The organism is Rhodococcus yananensis, assembly GCF_020515525.1.
GTDB classification, from domain to species: domain Bacteria; phylum Actinomycetota; class Actinomycetes; order Mycobacteriales; family Mycobacteriaceae; genus Rhodococcus; species Rhodococcus yananensis.
This window is the reverse complement of the sequence record NZ_JAIYEP010000036.1, coordinates 1-21,311: the sequence shown is the minus strand read 5'-3', so window position 1 is coordinate 21,311 and position 21,311 is coordinate 1. Positions and strand designations below refer to the sequence as shown.

At 69.7% G+C, this 21,311-nt stretch carries 20 protein-coding genes; 8 read left to right on the top strand and 12 right to left on the bottom strand.

Features of this window, described 5'->3' with window-relative positions:
• Positions 1-25 precede the first annotated feature (25 nt).
• The 9 genes from LDQ05_RS10850 to LDQ05_RS10810 form a co-directional block, all read right to left on the bottom strand.
• Positions 26-1,186 carry an MFS transporter gene (locus tag LDQ05_RS10850; RefSeq protein ID WP_226436990.1) on the bottom strand — a complete coding sequence of 387 codons (1,161 nt, stop codon included), beginning with the start codon at positions 1,184-1,186 and terminating at the stop codon, positions 26-28.
• 67 nt (positions 1,187-1,253) lie between these two features.
• Entirely contained in the window at positions 1,254-2,525 is a 1,272-nt protein-coding gene (locus LDQ05_RS10845; RefSeq protein WP_226436971.1) for a dihydrolipoamide acetyltransferase family protein, read from the bottom strand.
• Between the two features lie 32 nt (positions 2,526-2,557).
• Positions 2,558-3,541 carry an alpha-ketoacid dehydrogenase subunit beta gene (locus LDQ05_RS10840; protein WP_226436970.1) on the bottom strand — a complete coding sequence of 328 codons (984 nt, stop codon included), beginning with the start codon at positions 3,539-3,541 and terminating at the stop codon, positions 2,558-2,560.
• Positions 3,538-4,629 carry a pyruvate dehydrogenase (acetyl-transferring) E1 component subunit alpha gene (gene pdhA, locus LDQ05_RS10835; protein WP_226436969.1) on the bottom strand — a complete coding sequence of 364 codons (1,092 nt, stop codon included), beginning with the start codon at positions 4,627-4,629 and terminating at the stop codon, positions 3,538-3,540. Before pdhA ends, LDQ05_RS10840 begins: the two co-directional genes overlap by 4 nt.
• Positions 4,630-4,801: 172 nt before the next feature.
• On the bottom strand, positions 4,802-5,272 hold the full coding sequence (locus LDQ05_RS10830) for an acyl-CoA thioesterase (RefSeq protein WP_226436968.1): 471 nt from the start codon (positions 5,270-5,272) through the stop codon (positions 4,802-4,804).
• Between the two features lie 110 nt (positions 5,273-5,382).
• Positions 5,383-6,204 carry a shikimate 5-dehydrogenase gene (locus tag LDQ05_RS10825; protein WP_226436967.1) on the bottom strand — a complete coding sequence of 274 codons (822 nt, stop codon included), beginning with the start codon at positions 6,202-6,204 and terminating at the stop codon, positions 5,383-5,385.
• A 108-nt stretch (positions 6,205-6,312) separates the two neighbouring features.
• Positions 6,313-7,023, bottom strand: a complete 711-nt coding sequence (locus LDQ05_RS10820) for an HNH endonuclease family protein (protein WP_372461077.1) — start codon at positions 7,021-7,023, stop codon at positions 6,313-6,315.
• 85 nt (positions 7,024-7,108) lie between these two features.
• Positions 7,109-7,444 (bottom strand): hypothetical protein, encoded by a 336-nt coding sequence (locus LDQ05_RS10815; protein ID WP_226436966.1) that lies wholly within the window; start codon positions 7,442-7,444, stop codon positions 7,109-7,111.
• A gap of 97 nt (positions 7,445-7,541) precedes the next feature.
• Positions 7,542-8,492, bottom strand: coding sequence for an NADP-dependent oxidoreductase (locus LDQ05_RS10810; protein ID WP_226436965.1), 951 nt, complete (start codon positions 8,490-8,492; stop codon positions 7,542-7,544).
• A 51-nt stretch (positions 8,493-8,543) separates the two neighbouring features.
• On the opposite strand from LDQ05_RS10810, the gene LDQ05_RS10805 reads away from it, so the two are divergent.
• From LDQ05_RS10805 to LDQ05_RS10775, 7 genes are all read left to right on the top strand, one after another.
• Positions 8,544-11,363, top strand: coding sequence for a DEAD/DEAH box helicase (locus tag LDQ05_RS10805; protein WP_226436964.1), 2,820 nt, complete (start codon positions 8,544-8,546; stop codon positions 11,361-11,363).
• A gap of 2 nt (positions 11,364-11,365) precedes the next feature.
• Positions 11,366-12,127 carry an SWIM zinc finger family protein gene (locus tag LDQ05_RS10800; protein WP_226436963.1) on the top strand — a complete coding sequence of 254 codons (762 nt, stop codon included), beginning with the start codon at positions 11,366-11,368 and terminating at the stop codon, positions 12,125-12,127.
• Between the two features lie 134 nt (positions 12,128-12,261).
• The gene (locus LDQ05_RS10795) at positions 12,262-13,794 is read left to right on the top strand and encodes a CoA-acylating methylmalonate-semialdehyde dehydrogenase (protein WP_226436962.1); all 1,533 of its coding nucleotides are present in this window, start codon (positions 12,262-12,264) and stop codon (positions 13,792-13,794) included.
• 35 nt (positions 13,795-13,829) lie between these two features.
• The gene (locus LDQ05_RS10790) at positions 13,830-14,984 is read left to right on the top strand and encodes an acyl-CoA dehydrogenase family protein (RefSeq protein WP_226436961.1); all 1,155 of its coding nucleotides are present in this window, start codon (positions 13,830-13,832) and stop codon (positions 14,982-14,984) included.
• Entirely contained in the window at positions 14,981-16,042 is a 1,062-nt protein-coding gene (locus tag LDQ05_RS10785) for an enoyl-CoA hydratase/isomerase family protein (RefSeq protein ID WP_226436960.1), read from the top strand. The genes LDQ05_RS10790 and LDQ05_RS10785 overlap by 4 nt, the downstream gene beginning before the upstream one ends.
• Positions 16,042-16,950 (top strand): 3-hydroxyisobutyrate dehydrogenase, encoded by a 909-nt coding sequence (gene mmsB / locus LDQ05_RS10780; RefSeq protein WP_226436959.1) that lies wholly within the window; start codon positions 16,042-16,044, stop codon positions 16,948-16,950. The genes LDQ05_RS10785 and mmsB overlap by 1 nt, the downstream gene beginning before the upstream one ends.
• A complete protein-coding gene (locus LDQ05_RS10775) occupies positions 16,947-17,723 on the top strand; it encodes an enoyl-CoA hydratase (RefSeq protein ID WP_226436958.1) in 777 nt (258 codons plus the stop codon). Before mmsB ends, LDQ05_RS10775 begins: the two co-directional genes overlap by 4 nt.
• Before the next feature lie 107 nt (positions 17,724-17,830).
• Here the strand turns inward: LDQ05_RS10775 and LDQ05_RS10770 are convergent, their stop codons facing one another.
• Both LDQ05_RS10770 and LDQ05_RS10765 read right to left on the bottom strand, forming a co-directional pair.
• The gene (locus LDQ05_RS10770; protein ID WP_226436957.1) at positions 17,831-18,367 is read right to left on the bottom strand and encodes a MarR family winged helix-turn-helix transcriptional regulator; all 537 of its coding nucleotides are present in this window, start codon (positions 18,365-18,367) and stop codon (positions 17,831-17,833) included.
• Positions 18,368-18,396: 29 nt separating this feature from the next.
• Positions 18,397-19,251, bottom strand: a complete 855-nt coding sequence (locus LDQ05_RS10765) for an ABC transporter substrate-binding protein (RefSeq protein ID WP_226436956.1) — start codon at positions 19,249-19,251, stop codon at positions 18,397-18,399.
• 318 nt (positions 19,252-19,569) lie between these two features.
• Here LDQ05_RS10765 and LDQ05_RS10760 point away from each other — a divergent pair, with 318 nt between their 5' ends.
• Complete coding sequence (locus LDQ05_RS10760; protein WP_226436955.1) at positions 19,570-20,130, top strand: arsenate reductase/protein-tyrosine-phosphatase family protein; 561 nt, start codon at positions 19,570-19,572, stop codon at positions 20,128-20,130.
• Here the strand turns inward: LDQ05_RS10760 and LDQ05_RS10755 are convergent.
• Positions 20,121-21,269 (bottom strand): sulfotransferase family protein, encoded by a 1,149-nt coding sequence (locus LDQ05_RS10755; RefSeq protein ID WP_226436954.1) that lies wholly within the window; start codon positions 21,267-21,269, stop codon positions 20,121-20,123. The two genes, LDQ05_RS10760 and LDQ05_RS10755, sit on opposite strands and share 10 nt — an antisense overlap.
• Between the last annotated feature and the right edge of the window lie 42 nt (positions 21,270-21,311).

Sequence of the window (21,311 nt, the reverse complement as noted above, 5' to 3'; positions counted from 1 at the left end):
GGTTCACGGGCTCGGATCCACATTTCTATTCGAGGGTCCTCTCGACGGTCTGTTCGAGGGCTGGAGCGAGCGCGGCCGCGAGCAGCACACATCCCAGCGGTATCGCCATCGCCGCGGTCAGCGACGTCGACTCCGACACCCAGCCGATCGACGAGGGACCGGCGAGGAACCCCAGATAGCCGAGACCGACGACCCGCGACATGTTCGTGCCCGGAGAGCCGGTGGTGATGTTGCCGGCGGCGGTGAACAACTGAGGGACGGCACCGGAGAGCCCCAACCCGAACAACGCCCACCCCGCCAAGGTCAGCGGAAGCCACGGCGACGCCATCACCAGGGTCATTCCTGCGGCGGCGGCGACGGCGCCGTACCGCACCACCGCGACCCCGCCGATCCGGGCGCTGATCCGGTCGGCGACGAACCGGCCGAACGTCATCGTCGCCGAGAAGGCTCCGAACGCCAGGGCCGCCACCGAATCCGCGACACCCAGATGCTCCTTGACCTGCAGCGTGCTCCAGTCGTTCGCGACGCCCTCGCACAGCATCAACGCGAACGCGATACCGCCGAGCAGCAGCACCCGCGGCGAATAGCCGTCGAGGAATCGTCCCGGCGCGGTGTCGTGCGCAGTCGGCGCGACCCGAACCAGATGCCGCGCCGACACGACGATCGCCACCACCCCGACCGTCGCCGCCGCTGCGAGCGTCACCGGGGCGGAGACACCCGCAGCCAGGGTGGCTGCACCCACCAGCGAACCGACGATGCCACCCAACGAGAACAGGCCGTGGAAGGCCGCCATGATCGGCCGGCGATACCGCTGTTCGACGACGACCGCCTGCGAGTTCATCGACACGTCCAGCCCCCCGTTGAAGAACCCGAACAGCGCCAGCGCCACCGCGAGTTGCCACGGTGCGGTGGCGAGACCGGGCCCCACGACGGCGACGGCGAGCAGCACCCCGAACACCGGCGTCGTGCGATCGCTGCCGAATCGGTCGGCGAGCGGGCCGGTCGCCTGCATCCCGCACAGCGCGCCGACCGCGAGCGCGAGCAGCAGGGTGCCCAGTGCACCGTGCCCCACGCCGACGCGTTCCTGCACGACCGGAATGTGCACCACCCACGTGGCGAACAGGAACCCGTTGACGGCGAAGACCGTGAACACAGCGGCGCGGGCCCGGCGGAGGGCGGTATCGATCACGCGGCACGACGCTACCGCGCGACACGGCCGCGTTCGCGGTGGTGCGTCGTGTTCCGGGGCCGTGTCAGGTGCCGGACAACAACACGGGCACCGGATCGGTGAGCGTCGACGCGAGCGACGCGAGTGCACGGCCGGCCCGTTCCCCGTCGACCAGCCGATGGTCGAACGACAGCGACAGCGTCACGACCTTCCGAACGGTGAGTTCCCCGTCCACCACCCACGGCCGGTCGTCGATCGCACCCACCGCCAGGATCGCGGCCTCACCCGGATTGAGGATCGGTGTGCCCGCGTCTACGCCGAACACCCCGACGTTCGTGATCGAGATCGTCGAACCGACCAGTTCGGCGGGCGCTGCGACGCCGGTGCGGGCACGCTCGGCCGACGCCGCGATCGAACCCGCCAGGTCGGGCAACGACAGCTCCTGCGCGTCGCGGACGACGGGCACCTTCAACCCGTCGTCGGTGGCGGTCGCGATACCCAGATGCACCGTCGTGTGGGTGACGATCTCCTGTGCGTCGTCGTCCCACGACGAGTTCAGCGCGGGCTGCTCGTCGACCGCGTGCAGCAGCGCGGCAGCGACGATCGTCAGGGGGGTGGCGTGCCGACCGGCGAACGCGGGGCTCTCCCGCAGTCTCCCGACGAGGTCGACCGTCGCGGTGGCGTCGCACGTCAGGAAGACGGTGGCGTGCGGAGCGGTGAACGCGCTGCGGGTCACCGCATCCGCGGTGCGCTTCCGCACCCCGCGGATCGGGGTGCGGACCTCGTCCGCGCCGGCATCGGGTGCAACCGCGGCGTGCGCGAGCACGTCACCGCGGGTGACCACACCCCCCGGACCGGTACCGGTGATCGCGGCGAGATCGAGGCCGCGTGCGGCGGCCTCGCGCCGCGCCGCCGGTTTGGCGTCCGCGCGTGCGGGCGGGGAGGCTGGGGCGTCCGGTCGCGCGACGTCGCGGCGTCGACCGCGTCGGCTCACCGGCGGCGCACCCGGGCCGTAGCCGACGAGTACCTGCGGTGGCCGTTCGGCGACGGTGCCGTCGGAGTCAGGTTCGTCGGAGTCCGGTTCGTCGGGGTCCGGTCCGTCGGTGGACGCCTCCACCCGGATACGCAGCAGCGGTGCCCCCACCGGCACGGTGTCGCCGGGGGAGGCGAGCAGTTCGACGACCGATCCCGCGAACGGGGACGGCAGTTCCACCGCGGCCTTGGCCGTCTCGACCTCACCGATCACCTGGTTGAGTTCGACCCGGTCGCCGACGGCCACCGACCACGACAACACCTCCGCGTCCGTGAGGCCCTCACCGAGGTCGGGCAGCCGGAACTCCTCGACGCTGTCTGTCACGTGCGCTCTCCTTCCCGCCCCTCGGGCGTCGTTCAGGCTGCGAGACTGCGATCGACGGCGTCGAGGAGGCGATCCGGATCGGGCAGGTGATGGGATTCGAGTTTGGCAGGGGGATAGGGGATGTCGAATCCGCCGACGCGTAGCACCGGGGCCTCCAATTGGTAGAAGCAGCGTTCGGTGATGCGCGCTGCGATCTCCGCGCCGAGACCGCAGAAGACGGGTGCCTCCTGCGCGACGATCAGGTGGCCGGTGCGTCGGGTGGATTCCTCCACGGTGTCGAAATCCAGGGGTGAGAGCGACCGCAGATCGATCACCTCGAGCGAATGCCCTTCCTCCGCGGCGATGTCGGCGGCGAGCAACGCCGTCGGGACGAGCGCACCGAACGTGACGATCGTCGCGTCGGTGCCCGGGCGTACCACGCGGGCGCGATCCAGCGGCAGATCGGGTTCGGCGTCGACGTCGACCTCGCCGCGATCCCAGTAGCGGTGTTTCGGTTCGAGGAACACCACGGGGTCGTCGAGCGCGACGGCCTGCTGGATCATCGCGAACGCGTCGGCCGGGGTCGACGGACTGACCACCCGCAGCCCCGCGGTGTGCGTGAAGTACACCTCGGGTGATTCGGAATGGTGCTCGACGGCGCCGATTCCGCCACCGTAGGGGATCCGGATGGTCAGGGGAGCCTGCACGGCACCGCTCGTGCGGTACCGGATCTTCGCGACCTGCGAGACGATCTGGTCGAACGCCGGATACACGAAACCGTCGAACTGGATCTCGCACACCGGGCGGTAGCCGCGCAGCGCCATCCCGAACGCGGTGCCGACGATCCCCGACTCGGCGAGCGGGGTGTCGATGACCCGTCCGTCACCGAAGTCCTTCTGCAGGGTGTCGGTGATGCGGAAGACACCGCCCAACCGGCCGACGTCCTCACCCATGACGACGACCTTCCGGTCGTGTTCGAGTGCCCGGCGCAGACCGGCGTTGAGAGCGGCGGCGAGCGTCATCGTGGTGGTGGTCATCGCGCGGCCTCCTCGGTGGTGAAGCCGGCGAGGTAGCCGGCGTAGCTGTCGCGTTCCTCGGTCAGCAACCGATGGTCGGATCCGTAGACGTGATCGAACAGGGTCAGGGGGTCGGGGTCGGGGAGGTCGAGCGTCGCGCGCCGCAGTCGCGCGGCGACGTCGTCCGCCGCCGCCTGCACGTCGGTGAGGAAGTCGTCGTCGACGAGGTCCTCTCGTCCGAGGAGTCGGCGGAGCCGGTCGAGGGGATCGCGGACACGCCATTCGTCGAGGTCGGCGGCGGTGCGGTAGCGGGTGGGATCGTCCGATGTGGTGTGCGGACCCATCCGGTAGGTGAGGGCCTCGACGAAGAACGGGCCGGCGCCGTCGCGGGCGTGGCGGACGGCCTGCCGCGTCACGGCGAGAACCGCGAGGACGTCGTTGCCGTCGACCTGCACGGCAGGCATCCCGAATCCCGCGGCGCGTTGCGCGAGCGGCACCGGGCTCTGCACGTGGGTGGGGACGCTGATCGCCCAGTGGTTGTTCTGGCAGAAGAACACGACCCCGACACCCCAGCTGACGGAGAAGCCGAGGGCTTCGGAGATGTCGCCCTGGCTGGTGGCGCCGTCGCCGAAGTACGCGACTGTCGCGATGTCGGCGCCGTCGAGTTTGGCGCCCATCGCGTACCCGGTGGCGTGCAGCCCCTGCGAGCCCACCACGATCGCCGGGTTCGTGATGCCGACGGTCGCGGGATCCCAGCCGGAATGGCGGCAGCCGCGCCACAGGGCGGTCATGTCGGCGGGATCGACACCTCGACACCAGGCGACACCGTGCTCGCGGTAACTGGTGAACACGTAGTCGTCGCGGTGCAGTGCCCGGGCGGACCCGACCTGCGCGGCCTCCTGCCCGATCAGGGGTGCCCACAGGCCGATCTCACCTTGCCGCTGCAGCGCGGTGGCCTCGGTGTCGATGCGCCGGACGATCACCAGATCGCGGTAGAGATCGCGCAGGTACCCGGCGTCGACGTCGGCGACGAGTGCGCTGTACTCGGGATTGTGCACGCGGCGGCCGTCGGGCTGGACGAGTTGGACCGGATAGGTCGATGCAACCATCGGATCACCTCGTAGGTGCGGGCCCGGATCGTCCTTGTGGGCACCCCCGGGCAGTTGTGGTGTTGTATCTCACATCATCCACGAGGTGGGGGAATCCGCAATCGATTCGCGTCGTACCGTGCCCCGGTGTCGCCGGCGTCGGTGTCCCCGCCCCGGGCGGGAGCGGGTGGGGTCAGGAGCGGCGAACGACCAGTTGGTTGACGGTCTTGCGGATCTGTTCCGGCACGGGGACGGGGCGACGGGTGTTGACGTCCACGTAGACGTGTACGAGCCGGCCCGTCGCGACGGGATGCAGGTCGTCGCCCGTACCCTCCCGGTACACGCCGAGGGTGTAGGTGACCGACCGGCGGCCCAGGCGTTCGACGGCGAGACCGATGCGGAGCCGGTCCGGGAACGACAGTTCCTCCAGGAATCGGCACGACGATTCGGCGACGACACCGATCGCGTCGAGCTCGCGGATGTCGACGCCGGTGTTGGCGCGGAGCCACCCGTTGACCGCGTTGTCGAAGTACGAGTAGTACGTGACGGTATCGACGTGGCCGTCGTGGTCGTTGTCGTCCCAGCGGGTCGCCATCGGCCACAGCACCGGGAATCGCTCCGGGTCCGGAGGTGCGGTGCGTCTCGTCGGCTGGCGGTTGCTCACACCTCGACGATAGTGCGACGGGCACTGCAATTCAGACCAACGGCGACCTGAATGCCGAACCGACACAGAAACCGGGCATACCGGACGCCTGCGGCGGTGCGGCGGGTGGATCAGGCCCGCGAGTACGCGGAGGCGCGCCGCACCTGCTCGGGTGTCGCGCGCACGCCCGTGTACAACTCGAACTGCAACGCGGCCTGTAGTGCGATCACCTCGTCGCCGGTGATCGTCGTGATTCCGCTCTGCCGCGCGGTGCGCACGAGCGGTGTATCGGGTGGTACGGCAACCACATCGAACACCGCGGACGCCGACTGTACGACGTCGGCGGGAAACGGCATCGCTTCGGAATCCGCTCCGCCGCCCGCCATTCCGAGCGGGGTGGTGTTCACGAGCAGGCCCGGTGCGGGATCGGTGGCCTCGGCGCGCCAGGTGTAGCCGTATTTCTGGGCCAGTGCGCGGCCGGTGGCCTCGTTGCGTGCCACGACGGTGCCGGAGGTGAATCCGCTGTGCCGCAACGCCGCGGTGACGGCCTTGGCCATGCCCCCGCTGCCCGCGACCGTCACGGGAAGCGCCGGGTCCACGGCATGTTCGGCGAGCAGATCCACAACGGCCTGGTAGTCCGTGTTGTAGGCGTGCAGGATCCCGTCGTCGTTGACGATGGTGTTGACCGATTCGATGGCCCGCGCGGAATCGTGCAGCACGTCGACCAGGGGCAGCACCGCTTCCTTGAACGGCATCGACACGCCCGCACCACGGATGCCCAGTCCGCGGATCCCGGCGACGGCATCCTCGATGTCCGTGGGGCGGAACGCCTTGTAGATGTAGTCGAGACCGAGTTCCTCGTAGAGGTGATTGTGGAATCGGGTTCCGATGTTGCTGGGGCGGCCCGACAGTGAGATGCACAATCGGGTGTCCTTGGTGATGCGCGAAACCATTCGTCCACGGTAGTCCGCGCGCGCCAGGAAATGGCGTTCGCAAATTTGGAGAGCGCATGCGCTCTTCGGGTTCGGGGCACGAATCGGGAGCGCCCGGACCGCGATTCGTCACTGCGGGCAGGTCGTCGCCACGGCGGCCAGCGCACGGTGGTCGTCGACGCTGATCGTGAGGGCGTAGCGCACGGCCACCGTCAGATACCTGCCCGCGTACCAGCATCGCCGCCCGGCAGCAGGGGGAAGCCACTCCGCGGGCGTGTGATCGCTCTTGTCCATGTTCGTGGGGCCGTCGACCGCAAGGAGGTTGTGGACGACATCGTTCGCGAACTGCCGCCGCAACGCCGGGGTCCACGCGAACGCCCCGTGGTCCCATGCCGCCGCGAGCGGGAAGATGTGGTCGATGTGCACGGCCTGCGCGTCGGCACGGCGGAACGGCACGCGGGCACCCGTGTACGGGTCGTCGAGCACACCGGAGACGACGATGCAGTTGCCGGTCCCCGGGCGGAACACCACCTCGCGCAGGGTCGCCGCCAGCACGTCGTTGCGGGTGTCGCACCCGTCTCGACCCTCGGGGCCCGGGTGATCGTCGGACCACGCCGGACCGAACACGCATCCCCGTGCAGCCCCGCAGTCGCGGTCGTACCCACCCGGATGCGGGCGCGCCGCAACCACGTCGACACGTCCGAGCAGATCCTCGACCTGGCTGCGCGACGGCGAACCGGGCGCGGTGCCGGTACCCGACGACGGCAGGGTCCACCACCACGACACCGCGATCACCACGACGATCACCGCCACCCACCCCTTGACGTATGCCCCCCGCACCGGATCATCGTCGCAGCCGCACCGCCGGTTGTCAGGTGCATGCGGGATCGGAGTTCGGCGCGCCGCCGACGCCGCGCGGTGTCGGTCAGGCGGTGCCGTCGTCGCTGCGGACGGGAAACCGTGTGGCGCGGATCGAGTCGACGGAGCGGCCGTCGTGCCCGACGATCCACGAGCCACCCGACCGTCGGCACTGCGCGACCCGATCGAAGACGGTGAGCAGGAAGAAGATCGCCTCGCCGGGAGTGGCCGTGGACGCCAACCGGTGGGATTCGCCGTGCTTCGTGCCGTCGAGCCAGACACCGCACTGGCCGTCGAGCCGCAGAGTCGTGACGTACTCCCAGTCCACGAACGCGAACTTCACGTGCTCCCAACGGGTGTGGGCAGTGGGTGTCTGTTCGAGGACCTGGATCAGAACGGACATGGCGACTCCCACGACGGACTCGTTGTTTCGACGACCAGTGTGCCCCTCGTGCCGCCCCCGCGGACCGGTTCGGAAGCCTGCGGTCCGGGGCACCACGTCAGTCGACGGTGACGACGACCTTCCCGCCGGCGTGACCGCCTTCGACGCGCGCCAGCGCCGAACCCGCGTCGGAGAGCGGGAACGTGGCCTGCACGTTCGGGTCCAGCACGCCGCGGGCGACGAGATCCGCGAGCCGCGTGAACACCTCGGTGGTGCGTCGTCGCCGAACCCCCGACCCGCCCGCGGCGGTCGCACGTGCCGGATCGGCGATGCCGATCACTCGCCGCCCACCCTCGGAGTCGACGGCCGGACCGACCCGCACGGCCGCGTCGAACGCCGGGCCACCGACGAGATCGACGATCGCGGTGACCGGTGCGGTGCGTTCGGTCGCCGCGGTGACCCGCGCGGTGAACCCGTCGCCGGATTCGATCCAGATCCCGCCGTTGCGCTCGACCAGGCCGCGTTTGGTGGTGCTCGCGACCCCGAGTACCGCGGCGCCCGCGGCGCGTGCGAGCTGGGTCACGGCGGATCCCACGCCGCCTCCCGCTCCCACGACCAGGACGGTGTCGGCGTCGACGATCGCGAGCTGCTCGACGATGTCGAGGGCGGTGCCGCAGGCGACGGGCAGCGTGGCGGCGGCCTCGAACGACACCGGCGCCGGTTTGAGCGCGGTGCCCGACGCGTTGACCACGGTGTATTCGGCGTAGGCGCCGAACCCGGCGGCCGTGGCCCCGAAGACGGCGTCGCCGACCCGGAAGCCGTGCGCGCCCGCGGGATCGTCACCGACCGCCGTGACCACCCCGGAAACCTCGCGGCCGAGCACAGCGGGCAGCGTCACGGGAACCGTGTCCTTGCGGCTGCCGATCCGCACTTTCCAGTCGGCGGGGTTGACGCCGGCGGCGCGGACCGCGACGACGAGCTGTCCCGGACCGGGCCGGGGAATGTCGACCTCGAAGAACTGCTGGGTGTCGGGGCCGCCGTATTCGGTGAATCCGTACGCGAGTGCCATACGTCCCAGCCTGCCACCACGGCGGTCGGTACCGGCTGGCACCATGGAGGGATGTTGCACGGGCTCTGGTCACCGCGATCGGGCCTGCTGTTGTGGCGCGACGGCGACACCACCGACCCGGATCCGCCGTCCGCGGTGCGGAGGTGGATCGACCGCCCGTTCCGGCACCGCGTCGAGCTCACGTTGCCCGGCGACGCCGCGCCCCGCACGGTGCCCGCCGTGGCACTCGCACCGTGCGACGCCGCCGACCTCCTGCTCGACCTGCCGAGGCGTGCCCCCGGTGTGGCGGGCGATCTCCGCTACCTCGCGCACGTGGCGCGCGGCATCGAACGCTGGGCGCAGGCCGGTCGCGTCGCCCCCGATCTGGTGCGGGTCGAGAAGCAGTGGTGGGCGCGGTGGCGGTTGCTCGGTGGCGAGAAGACCCGCGCGTGGACGGCGGAACTCGCGGCGGCGATGCCGCCGGTGCAGCGGCAACTCGGCCGGCCCACCGAACTGCTCGACGACCTGTGCACCGAACTCACCGACCCCGTCGTGCGTGCCCTGCACGGTCCGTCGACGTCGCTGCACCCGTTGGTGGCGGCACTGGCCGCCGGGGAGCCCCACCCGCGCGGTTCGCAGCGCACGGCCGACGCGCTCGAGGAGTGGCGGGCGAGCCTGACCGGCTACGAACCGGACCTCGTGCTGCGCCTGCTCGAACCGGACGACCCCGACGACGGCGACGACGCGACCGGTGCCGCGACCCTGTGGCGGCTCGAGGTGTGCCTGCGGTCGGAGGGGCAGGCCCCGACCCCGGTGCCCGTGGAATCCGCCGACCCGTACCTGTTGCAGATCGGGATCCGCAAACTCGGCGTCGCGCTGGCTGCGTATCCGCGACTGCAGGACGTGCCGCGGGACCCCGCGACCCTCGACCTGCTGCTGCCGACGGCCGTCGTCGTGGACCTCGTCGAACACGGTGCCCGTGCGCTCGCGGCGGCTGACGTTCCGTTGCTGTTGCCCCGGGCATGGGCCACCGTCGACCCGTCGTTGCGTCTGCAGGTGGGGTCGCCGGTTGCGCCGGTGGCCGGCGACGACTCCGCGGTGGGGATGAGCGCGATCGTGTCCTACGAATGGCAGCTCGCCGTCGGCGACATGCTGTTGACGCACGGTGAGATGGAGGACCTGGTCGCGGCGAACAGCGACCTGGTCAAGCTGCGCGGCAAGTGGGTGCGGGCCGACGCGGAGGCGCTCGCGCGCGCGGCCCGGTACGTCACCGCGCACTCGGAGCGTGACGCCACCCTCGGCTCGCTGTTCGCGCAGTTCACCGGCGACGATCCGCCGCCCGTCGAGGTCACCGACGTCTCCGCGACGGGGTGGGTGTCCACCCTGCTCGACGGGCATACCGCGCCGCAACCGGTGCCTCCTCCGGCCGGATTGCACGCCGAACTGCGCCCCTATCAGCAGCGGGGGCTGGACTGGCTCGGCTTCATGACCCGACTGGGGCTCGGTGCGGTGCTCGCCGACGACATGGGGCTGGGCAAGACCGTGCAGGTCCTGGCGTTGCTCGCGCACGAACGCGAGACGGGACCGCGGGACGGTTCGGCGCCGACGCTCCTGGTGTGCCCGATGTCGGTGGTCGGCAACTGGCAGCGCGAATCGGCTCGGTTCACCCCGGATCTGCGCGTGTACGTGCACCACGGGACGCAGCGGTTGCGCGGCGAGGCCCTGGCCGCCGCGGTCGCCGCCGGCGACCTCGTGATCACCACCTACACGATCGTCGCGCGGGACGTCGCCGAACTGGCGGCGCTGCGGTGGCATCGTGTGGTCCTCGACGAGGCGCAGCACGTCAAGAACGCGAACACCGCGCAGTCCCGGGCGACGCGCGCCGTTCCGGCACCGCACCGCATCGCGCTGACGGGCACGCCGGTCGAGAACCGGCTCGAGGAGTTGCGTTCGATTCTGGACTTCGCGAACCCCCGGCTCCTGGGTGGGGCGCCGTCGTTCCGGGCCAGATTCGCGGTGCCCATCGAACGCGACCACGACGCGGTCGCGGCGGCACGACTGCGGGCGTTGACCGCACCGTTCGTGTTGCGGCGCGTCAAGACCGACCCGGACGTCATCTCGGATCTTCCGGACAAGTTCGAACAGACCGTGCGCGCCAACCTCACGGCCGAGCAGGCGGCGCTGTACCGGGCTGTGGTCGACGAGATGATGCGCACGATCCGCGACAAGGAGGGCATGGCGCGCAAGGGGGCGGTGCTCGCGGCGCTGACGCATCTCAAGCAGGTGTGCAATCATCCCGCCCACTATCTGCGGGACGGGTCGCCGGTGCTGCGGCGCGGACGGCACCGCTCCGGCAAACTCGGACTGGTCGAGGACATCGTCGAGTCCGTTCTCGGTGACGGAGAGAAGGTGTTGCTGTTCACGCAGTTCCGTGAGTTCGGCGACCTGATCGCGCCGTACTTCGAGGAGCGTTTCGCCACCGCGGTGCCGTTCCTGCACGGCGGCGTCCCGAAGGGGCGCCGCGACGGGATGGTCGAACAGTTCCAGCAGGACGGTGCGGGCCCGCCGATCATGCTGTTGTCCCTCAAGGCCGGTGGAACGGGGTTGAATCTGACTGCCGCCAACCATGTCGTCCACCTGGACCGCTGGTGGAATCCGGCGGTGGAGAACCAGGCCACGGACCGTGCCTTCCGCATCGGGCAGCGTCGCGACGTGCAGGTCCGCAAGTTGGTGTGTGTCGGGACGGTGGAGGAGCGGATCGACGAGATGCTCACCGGCAAGCAGGAACTCGCCGATCTCGCGGTCGGGGTGGGGGAGAACTGGATCACGGAACTGTCCACCGAACAGTTGCATTCGTTGCTGCTGCTCGGCGACGACGCGGTGGGTGACTAGCGATGGCACGTCGCAGCGAGTTCCGGCGGTACACCAGCGACCCGCGCCCGGTGGCCGGCGGCATCGAGGTGCGGACGAAGCGGGGCGCGATCGGCCGCAGCTGGTGGTCGAAGGAACTGATCTCCGCCATGGAGGAGGTCGCCGACAAGGCTCGGCTCTCCCGGGGGCGCACGTACGCGCGATCGGGGCAGGTCGTGTCGATGCGCGTCGAGCCCGGTGCCGCGGTCGGTGACGTGCAGGGCAGCCAGTTGCGTCCGTTCACCGCGACGGTGCGGGTGCGGGTGCTGACGGACGTCGCGGTCGCCGAGTTGATCGACGCGGTGCGCGGGTCGCCGGGGATGCTCGCGCGGCTCGCGGGCGGGGTGCTGCCGGAGGAACTCGGGCCGCTGTTGCTGCCGCGCGGCGCGGGTGAACTCGATTTCGACTGCACCTGCCCGGATTCGGGGTGGCCGTGCAAGCACGCCGCGGCCGTCGCGTATCTGCTCGCCGAGTACGTCGACGAGAAGCCGTTGACGGTGCTGACCCTGCGCGGCGTGGACCTCGGCACACTCGTCGGGGGTATGGACGAGCCGTCGGGCGACGACTCGGACTTCTACGGCGACGACGCCGAGCTTCCGGAGTTGCCCGTCGAGCGGTTCCGTCCGGCCCTCGAAGACCTGGACCCGTCGTTGCTGCGCCGCGCGTTGCGGGCCGGAGGTACCGACGAGGCCGTGGTCATCCGGGGTATCGCCGATCTCGAGGACCTGTACCGGCGCATGCGCTGAGACCACGTGCTCCGCCCGCCGGGCATGTGACGGTAGACATACATGGACTTCCAACTATAGGATGGGCACAGATTCGGGGCGTCCACGACCGTCCCGAATCCGACCACCGTCGATCAACGAAGGAACTCGCGAACATGAGCATTCGTGAACTGACCCACTTCATCGGAGGCACACACGTCGCCGGGACGTCCGGACGATTCGCCGACGTCTTCGAACCCAGCACCGGCGAAGTCCAGGCGCGCGTCCCGCTCGCCACCCGGGCCGAGGTCGAAGCGGCCATCGCGAACGCCGAGGAAGCGCAGAAGGTGTGGGCCTCGTGGAACCCGCAGAAACGCGTCCGGGTGCTCATGCGGTTCGTCCAGCTCGCGCAGGACAACATCGACGAACTCGCCGCGCTGCTGTCGAGCGAACACGGCAAGACCATCCCCGACGCACGTGGCGACGTCCAGCGCGGACTCGAGGTCATCGAGGTCTGCCTCGGTGCCCCGCACCTGCTCAAGGGCGAGTTCACCGACTCCGCCGGCACCGGCATCGACGTCTACTCGATGCGGCAGCCGCTCGGTGTCGTCGCCGGGATCACCCCTTTCAACTTCCCCGCGATGATCCCGCTGTGGAAGGCCGGACCGGCCCTGGCCAGCGGCAACGCCTTCGTCCTCAAACCCTCCGAACGCGACCCGTCGGTGCCGCTGCGCCTGGCCGAGCTGTTCCTCGAGGCCGGTCTCCCCGCAGGCGTGTTCAACGTCGTCAACGGCGACAAGGAATCGGTCGACGTGCTGCTCGAGGACCCGCGCGTCAAGGCCGTCGGGTTCGTCGGCTCCACCCCGATCGCCCAGTACATCTACGAGACCGCCGCGAAGAACGGCAAGCGCGCCCAGTGCTTCGGCGGCGCCAAGAACCACGCGATCATCATGCCCGACGCCGACCTCGACCAGGCCGTCGACGCCCTCGTCGGTGCCGCCTTCGGTGCCGCCGGTGAACGCTGCATGGCGCTGTCCGTCGCCGTGCCCGTCGGCCGGGACACCGCCGACCGGCTCGTCGCCAAACTCACCGAACGCATCGCCGACCTGCGCGTCGGACCGGGCACCGACGAGAAGGCCGACTTCGGTCCGCTCGTGACGGCCGCCGCCCGCGACCGCGTCCACGGCTACATCGCCGCCGGTGTCGAGGAAGGCGCCGACCTGGTCGTCGACGGCCGAGGATTCGTCCTCGACGGCCACGAGAACGGCTTCTTCACCGGCCCCACCCTCTTCGACAAGGTCACCACCGACATGTCGATCTACCGCGAGGAGATCTTCGGGCCCGTCCTCACCGTGGTGCGCGCCGACGACTACGAGCACGCCCTGCGCCTGCCCACCGACCACGAGTACGGCAACGGTGTCGCGATCTTCACCCGCGACGGCGACACCGCCCGCGACTTCGTCCGCCGCGTCGAGGTCGGCATGGTCGGCGTGAACGTCCCGATCCCGGTGCCGATCGCCTACTACACCTTCGGCGGCTGGAAGGCGTCCGGCTTCGGCGACCTCAACCAGCACGGCCCCGACGCCTTCCGCTTCTACACCAAGACCAAGACCATCACCCAGCGGTGGCCGTCCGGCGTCAAGGAAGGCGATCTCGAGGGCGCCCACGTCGGCGACACCGACCATTTCGTCATCCCGACCATGGACTGAGCGGCCTGGACACGGCACACCGAGACAGGACCACCATGTTCACTCTCACCGACGACGATCGGGCGATCCGCGAGACCGCCCGCGACTTCGCCACCGAGTACCTGGCCCCGAACGCGGTCGACTGGGACCGGGAGAAGCACTTCCCGGTCGACGTGCTGCGCAAGGCCGCAGCACTCGGCATGGGCGGCATCTACGTCCGCGAGGACGTCGGCGGATCGGGCCTGCGCCGGCTCGATTCCGTCCGGATCTTCGAGGAACTCGCCAAGGGCTGCCCGTCGATCGCCGCCTACATCTCCATCCACAACATGGTCGCGTGGATGATCGACGAGTACGGCGACGACGAACAGCGACGACGGTGGTTGCCGCGACTGTGCTCGATGGAGCACCTCGGCAGCTACTGCCTCACCGAGCCCGGTGCCGGCTCCGACGCGGCGGCGCTCGGCACCCGGGCGGTCCGCGACGGCGACACGTTCGTGCTCAACGGCGTCAAACAGTTCATCTCGGGGGCCGGCACATCCGACGTGTACGTCGTGATGGCCCGCACCGGTGATGCCGGCGCGCGCGGCATCTCCGCGTTCATCGTCCCGAAGGACACCCCCGGACTGTCCTTCGGCGCCAACGAGACGAAGATGGGGTGGAACGCGCAACCCACCCGCCAGGTGATCTTCGAGGACGCCCGCGTTCCCGCCGAGAACATGCTCGGCGGGGAGGGCGGCGGGTTCAGGATCGCGATGCACGGACTCAACGGCGGGCGCTTGAACATCGCGGCGTGCTCGGTCGGCGGCGGTCAGACCGCACTCGACCGCACCGTCACCTATCTCGCCGAACGCAAGGCGTTCGGCGAGCGCCTCCTCGACTCCCCGGCGCTGCAGTTCCGGCTCGCGGACATGCGCACCGAACTCGAAGCGGCCCGCACCCTGCTGTGGCGGGCCGCCGACGCCCTCGACCGTCACGCCGACGACGTCGTCGAACTCTGCGCGATGGCCAAGCGGTTCGCCACCGACGCCGGGTTCTCTGCCGCCAACGAAGCGCTGCAGTTGCACGGTGGTTACGGCTACCTTGCGGAGTACGGGATCGAGAAGATCGTGCGCGACCTTCGTGTGCACCAGATCCTCGAGGGAACCAACGAGATCATGCGGGTGGTCGTCGCGCGCAGCGTGGTGGCCGACGCGCAGACAGGAGCAGCATGACCGGGGCCGAACCCGAGATCCTCATCGAGGCGAACGACGGCCTGGGCCGGATCACCCTGAACCGGCCCAGGGCGATCAACGCCCTCAACCACACCATGGTGCAGGCCATGGCCGAAGCGCTGCTCGAATGGTCCACCGACGACGCGATCCGAGCCGTCCTGGTCACCGGGGCGGGCGAACGCGGATTGTGCGCGGGCGGCGACATCGTCTCCATCCACCACGACGCGAAGACCGGCGGCACCGGATCGCGGGACTTCTGGCGCGACGAGTACGTCCTCAACGCTGCGATCGGCCGCTACCCGAAGCCGTACGTCGCGATCATGGACGGCATCGTCATGGGCGGCGGCATCGGGATCTCGGCGCACGGCAGCGTCCGCGTCGTCACCGAACGCTCGTCGCTCGCGATGCCGGAGGTCGGGATCGGATTCGTGCCCGACGTCGGAGGCACCCACCTGCTGTCGCGGGCCCCCGGCGAACTCGGCACGCACGTCGCCCTCACCGCGGGCCGGATGACCGGCGGCGACGCGATCGCACTGGGCTTCGCCGACCACTTCGTGCCGTCCGAACTGCTCGACAAGTTCGTCGCCGCGCTCGGCGCGGGCACGGTGGACGACGCGATCGCCGAGTACTCGCGGCCCGCACCCGAATCGCCGCTGCTCGCGCAGCAGCACTGGATCGACGTCGCATACGCCGCCGACACCGTCGAGGAGATCGTGGCGGCGCTGCGAGGGACGGACATCGACGAGGCCCACGTGGCCGCCGACACGATCGCCGCCAAATCGCCGGTCGCGGTGAAGGTCACGCTGCGTTCGCTGCGCCACGCCCGGCAACTCGACACCCTCGAGGAGGTGTTGAACGAGGAGTTCCGTGTGTCCGTGGCGTCCCTCGCCTCCCATGATCTCGTCGAGGGCATCCGCGCGCAGGTGATCGACAAGGATCGCACCCCGGCGTGGAACCCGCCCACGCTCGTCGACGTCACCCCCGCCGATGTCGACGCCTACTTCCAGCCACTCGGCGACCTCGAGTTGGGGCTCGCCGCACCCGAAGGAGACGTGTGATGAGTACTCTGCCCGGCGTTGCGTTCCTCGGTCTCGGCCACATGGGCGGCCCCATGGCCGCGAACCTGGTGAAGGCCGGCTACTCGGTGACCGGTTACGATCCCGTGCCCGCCGCCCAGGAACAGGGACGCCGGGACGGCGTGACCGTCGTCGCGTCCGCCGTCGACGCCGTGGGCGATGCCGACGTCGTCGTCACGATGCTGCCCAACGGCAGGCTCGTCCTCGACCTCTACGACGAGATCCTGCCCGTCGCGAAGCAGAACACGCTCTTCGTCGACAGTTCCACCATCGACGTCGCCGACGCGCGCGAGGCCGCCGACCGGGCACACGCCGCCGGGCACCGGGCGATCGACGCACCCGTGTCCGGTGGGGTGGCTGGGGCGACCGCCGGAACCCTCGCGTTCATGGTCGGCGGATCCGACGACGATTTCGCGTCGGCGACGCCGCTGCTCGAGGTCATGGGACGCAAGGTCGTGCACTGCGGCGGTTCCGGCAACGGTCAGGCGGCGAAGATCTGCAACAACATGATCCTCGGTGTCTCGATGATCGCGATCAGTGAGGCGTTCGTGCTCGGCGAGAAGCTCGGGCTGACCAATCAGGCGCTGTTCGATGTCGCCTCCAACGCATCGGGGCAGTGCTGGGCGCTGACCAGCAACTGCCCGGTGCCCGGCCCGGTGCCCACGACACCGGCGAACAACGACTACCAGCCGGGATTCGCGGTCGCGCTCATGGACAAGGACCTCGGGCTCGCCTCGAACGCGGTACGCGGGAACGGTGTCGACGCCGAACTCGGGCTGCGTGCCGCGGAGCTGTACCACCGGTTCAACGAGGCCGGGGGCGGAGGACTCGACTTCTCCGCGATCATCAACGACATCCGTACCCGATCCACCGAGAAGGACAGCAAGTGAGTGAATTCGAGACGATCCTGGTCGACCGCAAGGATCGGGTGGGCATCATCACCCTGAACCGGCCGAAGGCGCTCAACGCCCTCAACAGTCGGTTGATGCAGGAAGTCGTCGCGGCGGTCGAGGAATTCGACGCCGACACCGCGATCGGAGCGATCCTGCTCACCGGATCGGAGAAGGCGTTCGCGGCCGGCGCGGACATCAAGGAGATGGCTCCGAAGACGTTCGCCGAGGTCTACGCGGAAGACCTGTTCTCCCAATGGGATCGGCTGTCGTCGGTACGCACCCCGATCGTCGCGGCGGTGTCCGGTTACGCACTCGGTGGCGGATGCGAACTCGCGATGCTGTGCGATTTCATCATCGCGTCCGACACCGCCAGATTCGGGCAACCCGAGATCAAACTGGGGGTGATCCCCGGAATCGGCGGCTCGCAGCGACTCACGCGTGCCGTGGGCAAGGCCAAGGCGATGGACATGATCCTCACCGGACGCAACATGGACGCCGAGGAAGCCGAGCGGGCGGGCCTGGTGTCGCGGATCGTGCCTGCCGCCGACCTGTTCGACGTCGCGCTCGACGCTGCCACGACCATCGCGTCGATGTCGTTGCCCGTCGCGATGATGGCGAAGGAATCGGTGAACCGCGCGTTCGAGACCACCCTCGCCGAGGGCGTGAAGTTCGAGCGGCGAGTGTTCCATTCGACGTTCGCGACGGCCGACCAGAAGGAAGGAATGGCCGCGTTCGTCGAGAAGCGCGCGCCCGGGTTCGAGCACGCCTGAGTGCGTGTCTGCAACTGTGCCCGCCCCCGGTGATCCCGGGGGGCGGGCACAGTTCGTGTCTCCCGGTGCGTGCGCGCGTCCGGCGAACCCGGACCGTCGAGGGAAGGTCAGGAGCCCGGCCACCGGGTGGGCTCGCCACCGGTGTCGAAATCTCCTGCATCGTGACGCATCCCGGACAGGATGCGCAGCAGTGCGTCGAGGTCCTCGTCGCGGATGCCGGGTCGGGCGAACACCTCCGCGTTGAGCTTCTCGGTGGCCTCGACGGCCAGGGTGCGGCCGTCGTCGGTCAACTCGATCAGTGTGGCGCGCCGGTCGCTGGGATGCGGCATCCGACGCACCAACCCGGCTGCCTCGAGCCGGTCGACGGCGTTGGTGACGCTCGTCGGATGCACCTGCAGCCGCGCACTGGCCTTCGCCATGGGCAGAGCACCGGACCGGGTGAAATGCAGCAGGGTGAGCAGTTCGTATCGGGCGAACGTCAGACCGAACGGTTTGAGGACCTCCTCGACCCGCGCGATCATGATCTGCTGGGCCCGCATCACCGAGGTCACCGCCGCCATACCGTCGGCGACGTCGCCCCATCCGTGGGCGGTCCACTGGCGGTGGGCTTCTGCGATGGGGTCGAGCGGAAGTGGTGCGGGCATGGGTCGATCATCCCATGCCCGCACACGCATCAGGCGAACTGCTCCTCGAGGTGGTCGAGGAACGCGAGGGCTTCGTCGTAGTCGGCGCGGATCGCCCAGTACGGCATGTCGTAGGCGTGTCCGCCCGCGAACGCCGGAAGATTCGCGTACACCGGGATCTCCCGCAGTTCCGCGACGGTGGGGCCGGGGCCGTTGAAGCCGGTGACGAACACCGTCGGAGTCGTGACGACCCGGCCGATGGTCTCGAGCGACACCTCGAACATGTCGCCGCCGGTCGTGTACGGTTCGGCACCGCTCCCGGCGAACACCGGTGCCGGCTCGAAACCGAACTCGGCGAGGTCGGCGGGCAGACCCATGTCCTCGATCAGCACGTAGGGGGTGCCATCCGTGGTGATGGTGACGTACGAGACCGGGCTGGGCGGCGGGGTGATCGCCGCGATCACCTCTGCTCGACGCTCCTCGTACTCCTTCGTCAGCTGCGCGAGGACGTCGGGCTCGTCGAACACGTCGTTCGCGAGGAACCCGAACTGCTCCTGCCACGTCTGGAACTGCTTGTCGACCAGTACCGTCGGAGCGATCGTCGACAGCGCATCGTATGCCTCGGCCGCCTGCAGGTACGGGAAGCCGACGCCGCCGGCGACGATCAGATCCGGGTCCGTCGCGGCGATGGCCTCGACGTCGAAGCCGTCGACGGACCACGGCAGGAACTCGGTGCCGGCCGCCTCCGCGTCGTCCACCCAGAACTCGGAGAACGTGCCCGTTCCGTCGGCGTCCTCGGGGGTGACACCGACGACGGGCACGTCGAGATGGTAGAGGTAGCCGGCGAGGGCGTAGTTGAGCACGACGACGCGTTCCGGATCTTCGGGGATCGTCACCTCACCCATGGGTGTCGCCACCGTGCGTGTCGTGGCCGCCGCGGAATCCCGACCGGAAGGGTCCGGTTCCGAGCCGCTGCTGCACGATGCGAGAGCGCACGCGGCGACCACGGCGGCGCACAACGCGCCGATTCGTCTTCGACGTGACATTCGGTGCAGACCTCCGGTTCGTGGGCGTTGTCGCCGCCTCCATGTGGAAGGTGATGCTAACCCGCTGACCGCGGTCGGGGTGAACCCGGAACAACGACCCGGTGAACTGCGAGTTCACGTGGGGTGACGGGTTTTCGGCGCCGGAAGACGCGATTCGTCACCGATTACAGTGCACGCGTGCACATTCTTTTCGTCTGCACCGGCAACGTGTGCCGATCGGTGGTCGCCGAACGGCTCACCGTCGCGTACGCGACGGAACACGGACTCGGAGAACTCACTGCCGAGAGCGCCGGCACCCGTGCGCTCGTCGGGTACCCGGTCGAACCCCGCGCGGCCGCCGTCATCGACGGGCTCGGCGCGTGCAGCGACGGATTCCGGGCGCGGCGGTTGACCGCCGACATCGTCGGTCGCGCCGACCTGGTGCTCACGATGACGGAGGAACAACGCGACCGTGCCGCCGCACTCGCGGCGGGTACCGCGGTCAAGGCGTTCACCCTGACCGAGGCCCACCGCATCGTGACGGTCACCGGCGCCGACACGATCGCGCGGCTCGACGCCTACCGTGCGCCGTCGGGGGGCGCCGGCACACCGCCGATCCCGGATCCGGTGGGCCTGTCGGAGCGGGCGTTCGTCGAGACCGGCGACCGGATCGCGGCTGCGCTGCTCCCGCTGCTCGACGTCCTCACCGGGGTCGGCCGGGACCGGTGTGCTCCGGTGCCGGAGGTCGTTCACCGATAGGCGTAACCGGCGAACCGTTCGTCGACCTCCTCGGCCCGCAACCCGAACTCCTCGAGGCTGTAGCGGTGCTCGGGTCGGCGCCGTCCGCTGCGGCTGTCCTCCTGCAATGCGGCCATCGCCGACTCGGCCTCCGCGGTCAACGGTGCGCCCAGCCGGTCGTACAGGGACCCGACCGTGCCGATCGGGTCGGCGACGAAATCGCGGTAGTCGACATCGACGAACTGTGCCGGGTCGTGCTTCGCGCGTGCCTGTGTGAAACGGTCGAAACCGCGGGCCCACAGGTCCAGTTGACTCCGGCCGATGGTGTCGCCGACGAAGGTCCGCGACCAGCCGTCGGTGGCCTGCGCCGCCAGGCTGCACACCGACGGCACGACGGTGCGGGGATCGCGGTGGGTGACGACGACCAGCGCGTCGGGGTAGACGGTCAGCAGTTCGTCGAGCGCGAACAGGTGGCTGGGGTTCTTGAGCACCCAGCGTTTGTCGGCATCGGGCAGCCCGATGAGCTGGAGGTTGCGTTTGTGCCGGGTGTACGCGCCGGTCCAGTCGCGGGTGTCGAGCCAGCCGGAGTACGTGGGCAGGTGCGCGAGGCACTCGTAGGACACCGACAGGAACGATTGGCGGAGCAACTGCCAGCACTCCTCGACCTCGCCGGCCGACATGTAGTGCACCCCCATGAACTCGGGGTGTTCCACGTGGTGCTGTGCGAATCCGGCCTCGATGCCCGCGAACACCGGGTTGCCGGCCCAGGTGTCGCGGGGTGGCCGGGGCTGCGGCATCTCCGTCAGCCACATCTCGAGTCCCTGGTGGGCAGGGTCGGCGGTGAGGAGGCGGTGCAGTGCGGTGGTGCCGGTGCGGGGCAGCCCGGTGACGAAGACGGGCCGGGTGATCGCGACGTCCGCGTGCTCGGGGTGTTGCTTCCACGCGGCCTCCGACAACAGGCGTGCGACGAGCGCGCCGCGCAGGAACACCCGCGACATCTTGCTGCCGAGCGGGGTGAGCCGTTCGTCGCGCGCATACGACTCGAGCAGGACGTCGAGGGCCTCCCGGTAGTCGTCGGTTCCGAAGTCGCTCAGCCCGGTCAGGCGGGTCGCGGATTCGTGTAGCGATTCGGCGCTGCCGATCGTGGTGCGCTCGCTCATGTCTCTCCTCCCCGTGCGCACTTCTGGTAGCACCGGCTACCA